Here is a 15737-nt window from a genome sequence, read left to right as displayed (position 1 = left end):
ATGAAGCAGAAAATCATCAGGAACGCAAGAATTGTCACGGCGGACGAAGAGTTCATCGGCTGTCTGGTGGTCGAGGGCGGCCTCATCCGCTCCATTGAGCGCGGCGACACCTCGGTGACCGGCGCGGAAGACTGGGCCGGCGACTGGCTGTTGCCCGGCCTGGTTGAGCTGCACACCGACAACCTCGAAAAACACCTGGTGCCGCGGCCCGGCGTGTTGTGGAACGCCCATTCCGCCACGGTCATGCACGACGCGCTCTGCGCGGCTGCCGGCATCATCACGGTGCTCGATTCGGTCGTCATCGGCGACATGGACCAGGGCGGCACGCGCAGCCAGACCCAGCATGTGTCGATCGAGGCCCTGCACGAGTGCCGCGCCGAAGGGCTGCTGCGGGTCGAGCACCTGCTGCACCTGCGTTGTGAGGTCTCGGCCCCCGATATCGTGGAGGTGTTCGAGCACTATGCCGACGACTCTCTGCTCGAACTGGTCAGCGTGATGGACCACACGCCGGGCCAGCGCCAGTGGCGCGACCTGGGCAAGTACCGGCGTTATGCCGAGCGTTACGGCAGCTTCAACGACGCGGAATACGACGCCCTGGTCCAGGAGCGCCGGGAACACCAGGAACGTTTTGCCATTCCCAACCGCGCGGCCGTCATCGCCGGAAGCCGCGCCCGGGCCTTGCCGGTGGCGAGCCACGATGACACGGAAGTGGCGCATGTCGAGCAGGCCAGCCAGGAAGGTATTGCCATCTCGGAATTCCCGACCACCGTGGCCGCCGCCCGGGCGGCCCGCGAGGCGGGCATGGGCATCGTCATGGGCGGCCCGAATCTGGTCAAGGGCGGTTCGCATTCGGGCAATGTGTCGGCGGCCGAACTGGCGCAGCTCGACCTGCTCGACATTTTTTCGTCGGACTACGTGCCCGCCAGCCTGCTGCAGTCGGCCTTCTTGCTGCGCGATACGGCCGGCTGGAGCCTGCCCAAGGCGGTCAACACCGTCACGCGCAACCCGGCCCGTGCGATTGGCCTGACGGACCGCGGTGAGCTGGCCCCCGGCCTGCGCGCCGATCTGATCCGGGTCCGGATGAGCGGTGACATGCCCATCGTGCGAGCGGCCTGGCACCAGGGCGTGCGCGCATTCTGAGCGTGCCGGTACGCCGGGGGGCGTGTCAGCCGGTCACCTACAAGTGATCGGGCTGCCGGCCGACTTTCCTGAATTTTCGGCGTCTCCTAAAGTGCAGCCATCTGTTTTGTCGTTCACGTGCCACCCATGTGTACAAGGAGCTGCTGCCATGCAAGTCGACGCCCCCAGCGCCAATCCTTTCATGTTGATGATGACGCCCCAAAAGGTGCTGGAGGCGGTGAAGAAGTCTGACGCCCTGCGGCGGCTGCAACACCAGGTGTTTCACCCGTTGGACAGCCTCCCCGCTTTTCAGGGGGATGCGGAACTTGCCGCCTTTGATGCGGCGATTGAAAACGCCAGCCTGGTCCTTCCCGATGAGGAGAACGCGCCACCGGCGTGAGGGCCAGGCTGCTCAGGGCGCACGCGACGGCTCTTTCACCGGCTCGCGCATCGTGACAAACTCCTCTGCCGCCGTCGGGTGGATGCCGATGGTGCTGTCGAAAATGGCCTTGGTTGCACCGGCCTTCATCGCCACGGCAAACCCCTGAACCACCTCGCCCGCGTCGGCGCCCACCATGTGCAAGCCGACCACGCGGTCCGAAGCGTCATCAACCACCAGTTTCATCAGCGTGCGTTCGGTGCTGCCGCTCAGGGTGTGTTTGAGCGCCTTGAACTCGCTGCGGTAGATGCTGACCTTGCCGAATTCCTTGCGTGCATCGGCTTCCGAATAACCCACGGTGCCAATGTTCGGGTGGGTGAACACCGCGGTCGGGATGAAGTCGTAACTCATGTGGCGCGGCTTCTTGCCGGCCGCGGCGCCAAACAGGTGGTCGACCACCACCATGGCCTCGCCCAGCGCCACCGGCGTCAGCTGGATGCGTGCGGTCACGTCGCCCAGCGCATAGATCGACGGCACCGAGGTCTGGTAGTGGGCATTGACCTCGATCGCCCCCTGGTGGTTGAGCGGGACGCCCGCGTTTTCCAGACCCAGGCCGGCCACATTGGGCAGACGGCCCGTCGCGTACAACACGGCGTCCACCGTGGTGCTGCTGCCGTCCTGCAGTTGCACGTGCAACCCGTCCACCGCCTGGCTGATGGCTGCCACATCGGCGTGCAGCCGCAAGTCCACCCCGGTCTTGATCATCTCTGCGGCCACGAAGGCCCGCACTTCCGCGTCGAAGCCGCGCAACACCTGGGCGCCGCGGTAAAGCTGGGTGACCTTGGACCCCAGGCCGTTGAAGATGGAGGCAAATTCGCAGGCGATGTAGCCGCCACCCACCACCAGCAGTCGCGCCGGGAAAGGAGCGATGTCGAAAATCTGATCCGAGGTGATGACCAGCTCGCGGCCCTTCACCTCGGGCAGGCTGGGCCGGCCGCCGGTGGCGATCAGGATGTGTTTGGCCGTGTAGCGGCTGCCTTCCACCTCTACCGTGTGGGCGTCGGCCAGGGTGGCCCAGCCCTCGATGATCTGCACGCCCGAGCCTTGCAGCAGCTGGATGTACACGCCGTTCAGGCGCGAGATTTCAAGCGCCCGGTTGGTCTTGAGCTGCTCCCAGTTGAACACCGGCGCTTCGCCGGTCCAGCCGAAGCCGCGCGATTCTTCAAAGGCTTCGGCGTAGTGCGCCGCGTAGCTGTAGAGTTTTTTCGGTATGCAGCCGACGTTGACGCAGGTGCCGCCCATGGCTGCTACCTCGGCCAGCGCCACACGTGCGCCGCGCTGCGCGGCCATGCGCGCGGCGCGCACGCCGCCGCTGCCACCGCCTATGACGAACAGATCAAAGTCGAAATTTTTCATGGGTTGCCATCATTGGAAAGGGTTGGCACTGACCTTACCACCGGTCCGCAGCCAATGCCCGGAGGGGGTCATCGTTCCGGATGCAGCTGAGGCGGGGCAGCGTGATTGAGCTTCAACAGTTCGGCCTTGATCCACTCAATGAAAATCCGCGTGCGCGCTGGCAGAAGGCGTGAATGGGGATAAACCACGCTGACCGGACGCAGCGGCGGCTCAAAACCGTCGAGCACCACGGTGAGCCTTTTCTGCTGCACATAAGGGGCGACCTGGTACGAGATAAACATGCCAAAACCCATCCCTGCAACACAGGCCTCGACCGCAGGCGCAGCGTTGTTGAATTCGAGATTGCCGGTGACAGGTACCGTGAAGGTTTTACCCTTTTCGTGGAAAGTCCACCACGGGCCCGTCGGCGCGGTAAACCGAACGCAATTGGCAGACCGCAGGTCGCGCGGATGTGCCGGCACACCGTGTTTGCGCAGGTAGTCCGGGCTGGCGACAACCAGGCGGCGTATCCCGAAGACTTTCTGCGCTACCAGTGAAGAGTCTTCCAGCTCGCCAATGCGGATGCCCACGTCGATTCCCTCTTCCAGGAGATTGAGCACCCGGTCGTGCAGCATCACCCGGCAGCTCACCTCGCTGTAGCGTTGTACAAATCGGGTGACCGCCGGCGCCACATACATCTGTCCAAACAACACCGGCGCGGTGATGACGAGCTGGCCGCGTGGCTCCCCCATCTGGGGGCTTACCGATGCTTCGGCTTCCTGCACCGTTGCGAGTACCTGCGTACAAAAAATCAGGTAGCGGCGTCCCTCGTCTGTGAGCGCGATGCGCCGGGTCGTGCGGTTGAAAAGTCGCACACCCAGGTGGCTCTCGAGACTGGCAAGAGTGCGCACCATGGCTGGTAAAGACGATTCCATGACCCGTGCCGCGGCGGTCAGGCTGCCTTCTTCCGCGATGTGGATAAAAGCCTGCATGGCCTTGAATTTGTCCATGGGTCCATGCTAAATGAATTACTCCGAATTTTGGATGAGTGAAATCCTGTTTCGAATATTTATTCAAATTAATGGATCAAACACAATACCAGCACCTGAACTCATTTTCGAAGGACATGCATGAGCACAAGCAACACCACCTCCCCCGCGCAGCCCATCAAACTCTACCGCGTCGCCATTTCCGGGCACTCTCACCGGGTAGAACTTTTCCTGTCCCTGCTCAAGCTGCCTTTTGAGTTGATCGAGATCGACCTGATGGCCAAGGGGCATAAAGCGCCGGCGTTTCTGGCCATGAATGCGTTTGGTCAGGTGCCGGTGATTCAGGACGGAGACGTCACCCTGGCGGACTCCAATGCCATCTTGGTGTACCTTGCGGGTCGATATGCCGCTGGGGCCGATCACCAGTGGTTGCCGCGTGACCCGCTGGGTGCCGCCAGGGTTCAGCGCTGGTTGTCGGTCGCCGCTGGGCAACTCGCTTTTGGCCCGGCGGCGGCACGCGTCAGCCAGTTGTTCAAACGGCCGGAAAATGTCGAAGCAGTGGCACGTGCCCATGCCCTGTTCGAGGTGATGGAGCAGGGCTTGGCCCACGCCCCCTTTCTGGTCGGCAGCGCGCCGACGCTGGCCGACATCGCCAATTACAGCTATGTGGCGCGTGCGCCTGAAGGCAATGTGTCGCTGGAACCCTATCCAGCGCTCCGCGCCTGGCTGGCCCGTATTGAGGCCTTGCCGGGTTTTGTGCCGATGGTGAAGACCCCCATTGGGCTGGAAGCATGAAACGCAGGATTGTTTCCGGGGTGAATACCGCAGAGGTGATTTCATGACCCGGCCCGCGTTTCACGAAGGCGAACGTGAGGTGCAGGCGCGTGTGGGCGTGCAGGAGCGGCTCGCCGAGCTCGGCCCGCGTGTCATCCGCGACTTCATGCCGGACCAGCACCGCGCATTTTTCGGGCAGCTGCCTTTTGTGATCGCCGGCACCGTGGATGCGCGCGGCCAGCCCTGGGCTTCGGTGCTGGCGCAGCCGCCGGGCTTCATGCACTCACCCCACCCGCGTCAGCTGGACTTCAGCGCGCGGCCGCTGCCCGGTGATCCGCTGGTCGCCAACCTGGCAGAAGGCGCGGCCATCGGCCTGCTGGGGCTGGAGCCGCACACACGGCGGCGCAACCGCATGAACGGCGTGGTGCGCCATGCAGGCGCTTCAGGGTTTTCGGTGGACGTCGGCCAGAGTTTCGGCAACTGCCCCAAGTACATCCAGGCACGTGAACCGGTGTATGTCGAAGACAGCGCCGGCGCCGTGCCGGTGGTGCACGAATTGTTGCAACTCGACGACGCGGCGCGCCGCATCATCACCAGCGCCGACACGTTTTTTATCGCCACCGCCTACGCCGGTGACAGCATGCAGGCGGGTCGCGCCGCGGGCGTGGACGTGTCGCACCGCGGTGGCAAGCCTGGCTTTGTGCGCCTCAGTGAGGGCGGCGTGCTGACGGTGCCCGACTTCACTGGCAACTTTTTCTTCAACACGCTGGGCAATATCGCGGTGAACCCGCGCGCCGGGCTGCTGTTCATTGATTTCGACAAGGGCGACCTGCTTTACCTGACCGTCACGGCCGGCATTCTCTGGGACGGCCCCGAGTTGTCATCCTTCGCCGGTGCGCAGCGCTTGATGCGTTTCGAGGTACAGTCGATACGCCTGGTGGAATCGTCCTTGCCCCTGCGCTGGAGCAAGGCGGAGTTGTCTCCCGTGCTCGAGGGTACGGGCGCTTGGGACCGACCCGCTCGTTGAACAGCCTCAGCCGATGGCTTCCAGCGCGAGTTCGCGCTCCAGCCAGGCGCGGAATTTTTGCACCGCTGGCCGTTCCGCACTGTGGGCCGACGTGACGATGTGGTAGCCCAGGCCGGCCACCGTCTGGCCGGGCAGGATCACGTTCAATTGGCCGCTGCCCAGCAGTGGCAGCACCAGCGGCGTGCGCCCGATGGCGACCCCGGCGCCCTGCACGGCGGCTGTCAACACATGTTCGTACTGCGAAAAATACAGGCAAGGCTGCCGGGCCGATTGAGGCAGGCCCAGGCGCTCGTACCAGGCCGTCCAGGACATCCACGAAAAGCGCATGGCCGGGTCGTGGTACACCAGCAGCGGCGTGTGCAGGATATCGGTGGCCGAGTGGATGCGCGCCGCAACGGCCGGCGCCGCGACCAGCAGCGCTTGTTCCTGCAACAGGGGCGGCGGGCCTTCGCCAGTGGGCAACACAGGCCTCAGCCGCACGGCCAGGTCCATGCCTTCGCGCTCCAGGTTCACCCGGGCTTCAGAAGCGTCGACGCGCACGTCAATGGCGGGCTCCTGCTGCTGGAATTTTGCGAGTTTGGGCGCCAGCCACAGCGCAGCGAATGAGGGCGTGGTGGTGACCGCCACCGACGCCCGGTCGACCGCCAGCAGGCGATCCACGGCCGAGGCCAGTTGCGCCAGCGCCGCGCGGGCCGCCTCATAAAGCTCGCGGCCCTGCGGCGTGAGGCTCAGTCCCTTGCCGCCGCGCAGGAACAGCGCTTTGCCCAGCGCGTCTTCCAGGGTTTTGATCTGCTTGCTCACCGCCGACTGCGTGATGCACAGCTCCTCGGCCGCTGCCGTGAAGCTCAGGTGGCGTGCCGCCGATTCAAAGCCGCGTATCGCGTCCAGCGACATGGCGCGCAGCGCATGGGAAGAAGAAGGACTCAGCATGGCATGAATGACAGGAATACCCCGGATGACAAACCATCCGGCCGCGCGGGCCGGGACGAGGGAAGAATCAAACCACACTTTTCAAGGAGGCTGCCATGCTTATTTCGCAAACCCCGTTGACGCTCGGGTCCATCCCGAAACCCCTGCGCCTGCGGCGCGGCCAGGTCCTGACCTGCACCGGGGGTTGCCTCTGGATCACCAGCGATGCCTTGGCCGGACGCCGCGACAGCGACATCGTGCTCGAGAGCGGCCAGTCCTTTGTCACGCCGCAAGCCGCAACCTACTTTGTGGGGGCGCCGCGCGGTTGGGGCGTCCTGTCATTTTTATCCCTCCCCACCCCTGCCCGAAACCCACTGGAGACAACATGCTGATAGAAACCGGACGCCATGGCCAACAGGTGGTGCTCACCCTCAACCGCCCCGACAAACTCAATGCGCTGAGTTATGAACTGATCGACGAACTCATGGACAGACTCAACGCTTTGGAGCGCGACGACAGCGTGCGCTGTCTTGTGCTGACAGGGCAGGGTGACAAGGCCTTCAGCGCAGGGGCTGACATCGCGGGCTTTGCGCCCGATGTCGCCGCATCGCCCGAGGCGGCCTGGCGCAACTTCGTCATGCGCGGCCAGGCCCTGACGCGGCGCATCGAGAACTACCCCAAGCCCATCATCGCGGGCATCAACGGCATCGCCTTCGGTGGCGGTTGCGAGATCATGGAGGCCTGCAGCCTTGCGATCGCGGCCGGCCATGCGCGCTTTGCCAAACCCGAAATCCGGCTTGGCTTTCCGCCACCCTTTGGCGGCACGCAGCGCCTGCCACGCCACATCGGCCGCAAGCGCGCCAACGAGATGATCCTGACCGGCGACGCCATCAGCGCCGAGGAAGCCCTGTTGCTCGGCCTCGTCAACCACGTGGTGCCGGCGCATGAACTGCTGCCGGCCTGCCTGCAGATGGCAGACCGCATCGCCGAGAACTCCGCCGTGGCCGTGACGGCCTCGCTGCGCGCCGTGACGCGCGGGCTCAATGTGTCCATCGACGAGGGCCTGGCCATCGAGGCGGCGCAGTTCATGATTGCGGCGGCTTCGCAGGATGCGCGGGAGGGCACGGCCGCCTTCGTTGAAAAGCGCCGGCCGGTGTTCTGCCACCACTGAAGCGCTGTTTCAGATGCCGGGCCGGTGACCGGCGATGACTTCCTCCGGGCTTGCGCTCTACCGCAGGGCGGTGGCGCGGGTGCGGCCATAGTGACGCGTCAGCTCGATGCTGGCCACACAGACGGCCAGCCACGCCGTCCCCGAGGCAAACCCGGCGAGCACATCGGTGGCGAAATGCACCTGCAGAAAAACCCGGCTGCAACCGACCGAAAACGCCAGGGTGGCGGCCAGCAGCACCAGCGGCAGGCTGGCGCGCCGCGCCATGGCCGGCGGCAGGCTGTGGATCAGCACATAGGCCAGCATGCCGTAGACCACCACCGAGCCGGAGCTGTGCCCGCTCGGGAAACTCCAGCCGTCCGCGTGCACCAGGGCGCTGTCGTGTACGGGCCGGGTTCTTTCAAACAGCGCCTTGAGCGTGGTGTTGAGCAAGGCGTTGCCGCTGATGGCCAGCACCCAGCCCAGGGCCAGCCAGCGCCGGCCGCGCAGCAGCAGCACCGTCGCCACCCCCACACCCCATGCCGCCAGGGTGGCGGTGTCGCCGAGCCGGGTGATCCACGCGAAGAGCTGCTGGGCCCACCCGGCGGTGCTGGCGTGAAGCGCGTCTGAAAACAGCTGGTCGAGCTGGCCGGCGCGTGGGCCATCACCCAGGGCTTCGGCAATTTCAGCAAAGATGGCCGCTGCGCCCACCAGCACGGCAAACCCTGATGCCAGCCGGATCAGCAGGAAGGCACCGGCCGGCAGCGTGCTGGTCTTGCCTGGCACCGCGTAGCGCTGCGCCAGCCACCACAGCAGGGTGGCGGTGGGCAGCAGCAAGGCCAGCAGCGCAAAAAAGAGCGTCAGGCCCTGGTGGCCCAGGGCCTGGACCACGGCGGCGGAAGTATCAGCAAAAGGCATGGCGGGTGGGAGGGTGACAGCGGACAAAAAAGAACAGGTGTTCCGGCAAGCTTACGCTGTGCGGGCGTCTGCGGCCCCTGTCGGCGGCACCGACGCTGGCAGACCTGGAAACGCTATCAATAAAGTAGCTAATGGCGCACGTTCAATAAGGGCTGGACCCTGTTTTCATTCATCTTTTTATCGCCTGAGCTGCTGGCGCTGCCTGCGTCTGCCAAGGGCTCTCAAGGTGCGCCATCGGGCTTGAAAAGCCCTAGGAGTCTGCGCGGCAGAAGGATCGTCGGCTGCAAAGCGACCGCAGCGGTCCATTTTTCACCGGCTTATTGCCCCATAGCGACGGCTATGGGGCTGCAAATCAGGCAAAAACTGTCCTCCCTGGGGCCGCTTTTCGCTTCGACGCCTTCTACCGCGCAGACTCCTAGCGCCGATAATCGGGGAATGACTTCTTCCCTCCCGACTTCCGGTGCAGCAAGTACTGACTTCAGCACGCTGCCGCTGAACCCTGCGATGCAGGCCAATCTGAAAACCCTCGGCTACCTGGCCATGACGCCCATCCAGGCGGCCAGCCTGCCGCTGGCTCTGGCGGGCAAGGACCTGATTGCGCAGGCGAAAACCGGCAGCGGCAAGACCGCCGCTTTTGCCATTCCCCTGCTGGCCAACCTCAATGCGCGACGTTTTGCGGTGCAGGCCATGGTGCTGTGCCCGACGCGCGAGCTGGCCGACCAGGTCGCCACCGAAATCCGCCGTCTGGCGCGGGCGGAGGAAAACGTCAAGGTGGTGGTGCTCTGCGGCGGTGTGCCGCTGCGCAACCAGACCGCCAGCCTGGAAAACGGCGCCCACATCGTCGTCGGCACGCCGGGCCGCATCATGGACCACCTGGCACGCGGCAACCTGAACCTGGAAGCCATGAACACGTTGGTGCTCGACGAAGCCGACCGCATGCTGGACATGGGCTTTTTCGACGACATCGCGACCGTCGCCAAACAATGCCCGAAAGAGCGCCAGACCCTGTTGTTCTCGGCCACCTACCCGGAAGGCATTGCGAAAATCAGCCAGCAGTTCATGAAGACGCCGCAAACCATCACGGTGCAGGCGCAGCATGAAAAAACCAAGATCCAGCAGCGCTGGTACCAGGTGCCCGACAGCGACCATGACGAAGCCCGCCTTGGCGCCGTCGCGCAGGTGTTGCGCCACTTCCGTCCGGCCAGCACGCTGGCCTTCTGCAACACCAAGTCACAGTGCCGCGCGCTCGTGGCCTATTTGAAAGACCAGGGCTTCAGCGCGCTGGCGTTGTTTGGCGAGCTTGAGCAGCGCGAGCGCGATCAGGTGCTGGTGCAGTTTGCCAACCGCAGCTGCTCGGTGCTGGTGGCCACCGACGTGGCGGCGCGCGGCCTGGACATCGCGCAGCTCGAAATGGTCATCAACGTCGACGTGACGCCGGATGCCGAGGTGCACATCCACCGCATCGGCCGCACCGGCCGCGCCGACGAAGAGGGCTGGGCCATCAGCCTGGCCAGCATGGACGAGATGGGTCACGTCGGAAAAATCGAGGTGCTGCAGAAGGCCGAGTCCGAATGGCACAAGCTCAGCGAGCTGACCCCGGCCAGCAACGAGCCGTTGCTGCCGCCCATGGTGACCCTGCAGATCGTCGGTGGCCGCAAGGAAAAAATCCGTGCCGGTGACGTGCTGGGCGCGCTGACCGGCGATGCCGGCAATGTGCCGCCGTTTACGCGCGAGCAGGTCGGCAAGATCAACGTCAATGAGTTCTCCACCTATGTCGCCGTGGACCGCGCGATTGCCAGCCAGGCCCAGCAAAAGCTGGCCAACGGCGGCGTCAAGGGCAAGAGCGTCAAGGTGCGCTTCATGGACGAGGCTTGAGTCCGGTTGCCTGTGAAATGTGCTGCCAGCCCAATATGGGCGGGCGTCACCAGCTATCAAAAATGAAGTGAATGGTCGGGTGCTCAGAAGCAGTGCCTCTGACCACCGCAAGCCCGCGCCGCGCGGGATATCACGCTAGGGCAAGCGCCGCCTGGTTCGACACCAGGATATTGCCTTTCTTCAGTGCCTGGCCGACCTGCACGGCGCTGATCCATTCGTCGGTGGAGGCTACGGCTGCAAAGCGCGTGTGAAACACCACGCTGAACACGCGGTGGATTTCTTCCGCCGTCGCGCTGCCGGCCGTGTTGGCATAGGGCAAGGCACCGGTGGCGTCCTGCAAACACTCCACCTGCAGACCGCGATGCGTGGCTTCAAAAATGGTGGAGGCATCGCAGTTGTGCGTCATGTAGCCGATCACGGTCAAGGTGTCGATGCGGTTCTGCTTCAGCCAGTCCGCAAAATCGGTGCCGGTGAAAACGCTGGGCCAGGCTTTTTCGATGTAGTGGTCGCGCGGTCGGCTGCCCACCACCTCGTGGAGTTCCCAGGTGGAGGAGCCCTTGGCGAACAGCGGTGCGCCGGCGGCCTCGCTGTGTTGCACCACGACCACCGGAATGCCGGCCGCGCGGGCGGCATCCATGGCGCGGGCGATGTTGGGTAGCGATTGCTGCACCGGTGGATGCTTGATCAACAGGTTGCCGGTGAAGTACTCGTTTTGTACGTCGATCACAACGAGTGCGCGGCGTGAGGTGGCGATGGTCATGGAAGCTCTCCTTGATGCAGTTGATAGATGAGATGGATTGTTCGCTTCATGCGCTTGGCGCGAAAGTGGCCCAATTGACATAAATCGATAGAATCGGGCCATGCGTGCTTCTTCCCCCAAAACCGGCCGGGTGCAAACCGTGGCGGTTGTTGCTTTCGACGGCATCAGTCCGTTTCATCTCTCGGTGCCCTGTCTGGTGTTTGGGCAGGAAATGGGGGGCGCCCATATGCCGCGCTTCAAGTTGCTGGTATGTGCGACCGAGGCCGGCCCACTGCACACACCGGCCGGTTTTTCGGTCCAAGGTGTGCACAAGCTCTCAGTCATGGCGCGGGCCGACATTGTCATCGTGCCCTCATGGCACAGCCCGAACGAGAAGAACTACCGGGCGCCGCCCGAGGCCTTGCTGAAGGCCTTGCGCGCAGCCCACCGGCGCGGCGCGCGCATCGTGGGCCTGTGTGTGGGAGCTTTTGTGCTGGCCGAAGCGGGTCTGCTCGACGGTCGGCCTGCCACCACGCACTGGGCGCTGGCGCCCACTTTTGCCAAGCGTTATCCGCAGGTTGAGCTGCGGCCCGATGTACTTTACGTGGACGACGGCGATGTCCTCACTTCGGCGGGCACGGCCGCGGGCATTGACTGCTGCCTGCACCTGCTGCGCACCGATCACGGTGCCGAGGTGGCCAACCACATGGCGCGGCGCATGGTGGTGGCGCCCCACCGCCAGGGCGGGCAGGCGCAGTATGTGGAGCAGCTGCTGCCCGCTTCCGGCGCCGACCACCGCCTGGCCGATGTGCTGGCCTGGGTGCAAAAACACCTGAACCGGCCGCACAGCCTGGATGAGCTCGCGCAACGCGCGCTGCTTTCACGGCGTACTTTCACGCGGCATTTCCGGCAGGTCACCGGGACCACGGTGGGCCAGTGGCTGTTGAATCAGCGGTTGGCGCTTGCGCAGCGGCAACTGGAGTCGACCAGCCGCAGCATTGAGCAGATCGCGGTGGATGCAGGCTTTGGCACGGCCGGGTCACTGCGTCAACACTTTGCCGCCTCGCTGAACACATCGCCTTCGACCTACCGGCGTGAATTTCGTGGCTGATTTCGAGTTCTTGAGGAAAAAGTGGTCGCAGCCCTTCCTGTTCGGGCGCAATAAGCTATCAAAATAATAGCGAAAAAGATGCTGGCCAGACCCTGTGCAGATTGGCCCAGGCGTTTTGCGTGCCGTCTGTAGGAAAACGCCCGTTCCCTGGGTCAGGTCTGACCCTGGCGGGAGATGCGCCACTGGCGCCGGTGCGGTGGCCGCTTGGCTCGAGTTGCCCGTAGGGTGGTTTTTCAGGTTCACAATCGTTCTCAGTTGCGCCACAACGCGCCTGTTGCCGTGTCGGCAACCCGTCCGCTTCAGCTTCAGCTGCGTCTTGTCGCAGCACACGCAACAGGCTTCAACTGGCTGCGTTCCCACTTCAGGAAGACAACATATGGTCAGGCTTAAATTTTCCATTGAACTGGGTTACCAGGTCGCCGATGCCGGCTGCGATTTCATCTTCAACATCCATGCGGCCCACACGCGCGAGCAGGCGGTGGTCAGCGAAACCCTGGGCATCAGCCAGGTCCTGCAGCCCGAGTTTTATACCGACGCGGTCAGCCGCAACCGCTACCTCAAGTTCAGGGCCATGCCCGGTCCGCTGACGGTCAGCTACGGCGCGACGGTCGACATCCGCCACCATGTGGCGCAACCCGACCAGGTGCCCGAGGTCGGCGTGTTGCAACTGCCAGGCGCGGTGCTGCCTTACCTCTACCCCAGCCGTTATTGCCAGTCCGACAGGCTGCACCGGCTGGCCGTCAAGGAGTTTGGCCAGCTGCGCCAGGGTTACGGCCGGGTCCAGGCGATTCGCGACTGGGTCAACCAGCGCGTGAGTTTCATGTCCAACAGCTCGACCGGCAACACCACGGCCATCGACACGCTGATCGACGAGGCCGGTGTCTGCCGCGATTTTGCGCACCTGATGATTGCGCTGTGCCGCGCGGTCAACATTCCGGCGCGGTTTGTCAGCGGCATCGACTACGGCGCCGACCCGGCGCTCGGGTCGACCGATTTCCACGCCTATGTCGAGGTTTATGTGGGCCACCGCTGGTACATGTTCGACCCCTCGGGCACGGCGATTCCCATGGGTTTTGTGCGCCTGGCCACCGGCCGCGATGCGGCAGACGCCGCGTTTGCAACGATGTTTGGCGGTGTGAGCTCGTCGGCGCCGGTGATAAGCATCGAGGCCTTGCCCGATGATCAGGGCCAGCTGGTGGTGCCCCAGCATGTGGCCGAGGCGCTGTCTACCGACGGAGCGGCAGACAACTAGGCGAGGGCTACCGGACTTGCCGGAGCCTTCAGTTGCTCACGCGTCGGGCGCGGCCGCAGCGCGCCGGCGCCGCTCCATATAAGCCTGCAACTCGCCGACCACACCCTTGCGGAAGGCCAGCACGCACAGCACAAAAATCACGCCGATGATCACGGTGACCCACGAGCCCACCTTGTCGGCCAGCAGGTTCTGCAGCGAGATCACGATGCCGGCGCCGAACACCGGGCCGAAGAAGGTGCCGACACCGCCGAGCAGCGTCATCAGGATCACTTCGCCCGACATCGACCAGTGTGCGTCGGACAGGGTGGCAAAACCCATGACCAGGGTTTTCAGCGAACCGGCCAGGCCGGCCAGCGCAGCCGACAGCACAAAGGCCAGCAGCTTGTAGCGGTCCACCTGGTAGCCCAGCGAAATCGCGCGGGGTTCGTTTTCACGGATCATCTTGAGCACCTGGCCGAACGGCGAACGCACGATGCGCGAAATGGCCAGGAAACAGCCGACAAACACCGCCACCACCAGGTAATACATGGCGGTGTCCGACTCCAGCGAAAACAGGCCGAACAGCGCACCGCGCGGCACGCCCTGCAGGCCGTCCTCGCCACCGGTGAACGGTGCCTGCAGGCAGACGAAATACACCATTTGCGCAATCGCCAGCGTGATCATGGCGAAATAGATGCCCTGGCGCCGGATGGCGACCATGCCGACCACCAGGCCGATCAGGCCCGAGGCCACCACACCGGCCATGATGCCGAGTTCAGGCGTCCAGCCCTGCGACTTGACGATCCAGCCGGTGACGTAGGCGGCCGAGCCGAAAAACGCCGCATGGCCGAAAGACAGCAGGCCGGTGAAACCCAGCAGCAGGTTGAAGGCGCAGGCAAAAATGGCGAAGCACAGCAGCTTCATGACAAACACCGGATAGAGCCCAAGCAGGGGCGCCACCAGCGCCAGGATCAACAGCCCGATGTAGGTGATGCGGATCAATTTTTTTGCGTTATTCATTCAAATATCCACCGAGCCGCCAAGGGAGAAAAAGTTGTAGTCCAAGCAGGGGCCGCGGAACCGGCTTCGCCGGGCCGCAGGCGCAGCGCCCCCTCGGGGGGCAGCGCATTACGCGAAGCGAAAAGCGTGGGGGCCAACATCCTAGGCCTCCTTGCCGAAGAGACCCGCGGGCCGGAACATCAGCACGATGACCATGATGACAAACACCACAATGTTGGACGCTTCGGGGTAGAACACGCGTGTCAGCCCCTCGACGATGCCCAGTCCGAGGCCGGTCAGGATGGAACCCATGATGGAGCCCATGCCGCCGATCACGACCACGGCAAACACCACGATGATCAGGTTGGAGCCCATCAGCGGGTTGACCTGGATGATGGGCGCGGCCAGCACACCGGCCAGCGCGGCCAGTGCGGCGCCGGCGCCGTAGGTCAGCATCACCATCATGGGCACGTTGATGCCGAAGGCCTGCACCAGCGCGGCGTTTTCGGTGCCGGCGCGCAGGTAGGCGCCGAGCCGGGTGCGTTCAATCAGGTACCAGGTGCCCAGGCAGACCACCAGCGACACCAGTACCACCCAGGCGCGGTAATTCGGCAGGACCATGAAGCCCAGGTTGGTCGCGCCCGAGAGCAGCTCGGGCACGTTGTAGGACTGGCCCGAAGCACCGTACAGCTCGCGGAACACACCCTCGAGAATCAGCGCCAGACCGAAGGTCAGCAGCAGACCGTACAGCGGGTCGAGCTTGTACAGGTGTTTGAGAAAAAGACGTTCGATGAGCACGCCGAGCGCGCCCACCAGCAGCGGCGCCAGGATCAGCGCCCCCCAGTAATTGATGCCGAACTTGTCGAGCATGATCCAGGCGGCAAAGGCGCCCAGCATGTACAGTGCGCCGTGCGCAAAATTGACCACACCCAACAGGCCGAAGATCACCGCCAGCCCGAGGCTGAGCATGGCGTAAAACGCGCCATTGACCAGGCCCAGCAGCAGCTGGCCCAGAAAGGCTTGATGGGGAATACCGAAAATTTCCATGGAGACCCGTCAGTTCACGCTGTGAGAGTACAAACAATAGCCAAGTAAAAAGTGGCCGGCCGCGCTGCGGCCGGCCAC

The 15737-nt window shown here is 64.1% G+C and carries 16 protein-coding genes; 9 read left to right on the top strand and 7 right to left on the bottom strand.

Annotated elements, in window-relative coordinates:
• A complete protein-coding gene (locus tag B7X65_RS09290) occupies positions 1-1140 on the top strand; it encodes an alpha-D-ribose 1-methylphosphonate 5-triphosphate diphosphatase (protein ID WP_293594001.1) in 1140 nt (379 codons plus the stop codon).
• A 148-nt stretch (positions 1141-1288) separates the two neighbouring features.
• Entirely contained in the window at positions 1289-1519 is a 231-nt protein-coding gene (locus tag B7X65_RS09285) for a hypothetical protein (RefSeq protein ID WP_293594000.1), read from the top strand.
• A gap of 12 nt (positions 1520-1531) precedes the next feature.
• On the opposite strand, the gene gorA is transcribed toward B7X65_RS09285, so the two are convergent.
• Together gorA and B7X65_RS09275 are read right to left on the bottom strand one after the other, a co-directional pair.
• A complete protein-coding gene (gene gorA / locus B7X65_RS09280; protein WP_293593999.1) occupies positions 1532-2914 on the bottom strand; it encodes a glutathione-disulfide reductase in 1383 nt (460 codons plus the stop codon).
• A gap of 68 nt (positions 2915-2982) precedes the next feature.
• Entirely contained in the window at positions 2983-3903 is a 921-nt protein-coding gene (locus tag B7X65_RS09275; protein ID WP_293593998.1) for a LysR family transcriptional regulator, read from the bottom strand.
• Between the two features lie 120 nt (positions 3904-4023).
• Between B7X65_RS09275 and B7X65_RS09270 the strand changes: the two genes are divergently transcribed.
• Positions 4024-4677, top strand: a complete 654-nt coding sequence (locus B7X65_RS09270; protein WP_293593997.1) for a glutathione S-transferase family protein — start codon at positions 4024-4026, stop codon at positions 4675-4677.
• Between the two features lie 43 nt (positions 4678-4720).
• Complete coding sequence (locus B7X65_RS09265; protein ID WP_293593996.1) at positions 4721-5683, top strand: pyridoxamine 5'-phosphate oxidase family protein; 963 nt, start codon at positions 4721-4723, stop codon at positions 5681-5683.
• A gap of 6 nt (positions 5684-5689) precedes the next feature.
• Here B7X65_RS09265 and B7X65_RS09260 read toward each other — a convergent pair whose 3' ends face one another.
• Positions 5690-6613: a LysR substrate-binding domain-containing protein gene (locus tag B7X65_RS09260; protein WP_293593995.1), complete on the bottom strand. Its 924-nt coding sequence runs from the start codon at positions 6611-6613 to the stop codon at positions 5690-5692.
• Positions 6614-6708: 95 nt separating this feature from the next.
• Between B7X65_RS09260 and B7X65_RS09255 the strand changes: the two genes are divergently transcribed.
• Both B7X65_RS09255 and B7X65_RS09250 read left to right on the top strand, forming a co-directional pair.
• Positions 6709-6984: a DUF2917 domain-containing protein gene (locus tag B7X65_RS09255; RefSeq protein WP_293593994.1), complete on the top strand. Its 276-nt coding sequence runs from the start codon at positions 6709-6711 to the stop codon at positions 6982-6984.
• Positions 6978-7763: a crotonase/enoyl-CoA hydratase family protein gene (locus B7X65_RS09250; protein ID WP_293593993.1), complete on the top strand. Its 786-nt coding sequence runs from the start codon at positions 6978-6980 to the stop codon at positions 7761-7763. Before B7X65_RS09255 ends, B7X65_RS09250 begins: the two co-directional genes overlap by 7 nt.
• Positions 7764-7820: 57 nt before the next feature.
• Here B7X65_RS09250 and B7X65_RS09245 read toward each other — a convergent pair whose 3' ends face one another.
• Positions 7821-8657 (bottom strand): phosphatase PAP2 family protein, encoded by an 837-nt coding sequence (locus tag B7X65_RS09245; protein WP_293593992.1) that lies wholly within the window; start codon positions 8655-8657, stop codon positions 7821-7823.
• Positions 8658-9092: 435 nt separating this feature from the next.
• Here B7X65_RS09245 and dbpA point away from each other — a divergent pair, with 435 nt between their 5' ends.
• The gene (dbpA, locus tag B7X65_RS09240) at positions 9093-10532 is read left to right on the top strand and encodes an ATP-dependent RNA helicase DbpA (protein ID WP_293593991.1); all 1440 of its coding nucleotides are present in this window, start codon (positions 9093-9095) and stop codon (positions 10530-10532) included.
• 130 nt (positions 10533-10662) lie between these two features.
• Here the strand turns inward: dbpA and B7X65_RS09235 are convergent, their stop codons facing one another.
• Positions 10663-11292 (bottom strand): isochorismatase family protein, encoded by a 630-nt coding sequence (locus tag B7X65_RS09235; protein WP_293593990.1) that lies wholly within the window; start codon positions 11290-11292, stop codon positions 10663-10665.
• Between the two features lie 100 nt (positions 11293-11392).
• Between B7X65_RS09235 and B7X65_RS09230 the strand changes: the two genes are divergently transcribed.
• Both B7X65_RS09230 and B7X65_RS09225 read left to right on the top strand, forming a co-directional pair.
• On the top strand, positions 11393-12382 hold the full coding sequence (locus tag B7X65_RS09230) for a helix-turn-helix domain-containing protein (protein WP_293593989.1): 990 nt from the start codon (positions 11393-11395) through the stop codon (positions 12380-12382).
• Between the two features lie 376 nt (positions 12383-12758).
• A complete protein-coding gene (locus B7X65_RS09225) occupies positions 12759-13634 on the top strand; it encodes a transglutaminase family protein (protein WP_293593988.1) in 876 nt (291 codons plus the stop codon).
• A 36-nt stretch (positions 13635-13670) separates the two neighbouring features.
• Here the strand turns inward: B7X65_RS09225 and B7X65_RS09220 are convergent, their stop codons facing one another.
• The gene (locus B7X65_RS09220) at positions 13671-14633 is read right to left on the bottom strand and encodes a branched-chain amino acid ABC transporter permease (protein ID WP_293593987.1); all 963 of its coding nucleotides are present in this window, start codon (positions 14631-14633) and stop codon (positions 13671-13673) included.
• Between the two features lie 141 nt (positions 14634-14774).
• Positions 14775-15659, bottom strand: coding sequence for a branched-chain amino acid ABC transporter permease (locus B7X65_RS09215; protein WP_293593986.1), 885 nt, complete (start codon positions 15657-15659; stop codon positions 14775-14777).
• Positions 15660-15737 lie beyond the last annotated feature (78 nt).

The sequence above is a fragment of the Polaromonas sp. 39-63-25 genome (assembly GCF_002278925.1).
Classification (GTDB): Bacteria; Pseudomonadota; Gammaproteobacteria; order Burkholderiales; family Burkholderiaceae_C; genus Polaromonas.
Note: the sequence above shows the minus strand (reverse complement) of the source record. Positions and strands in the feature narration are given on the sequence as shown.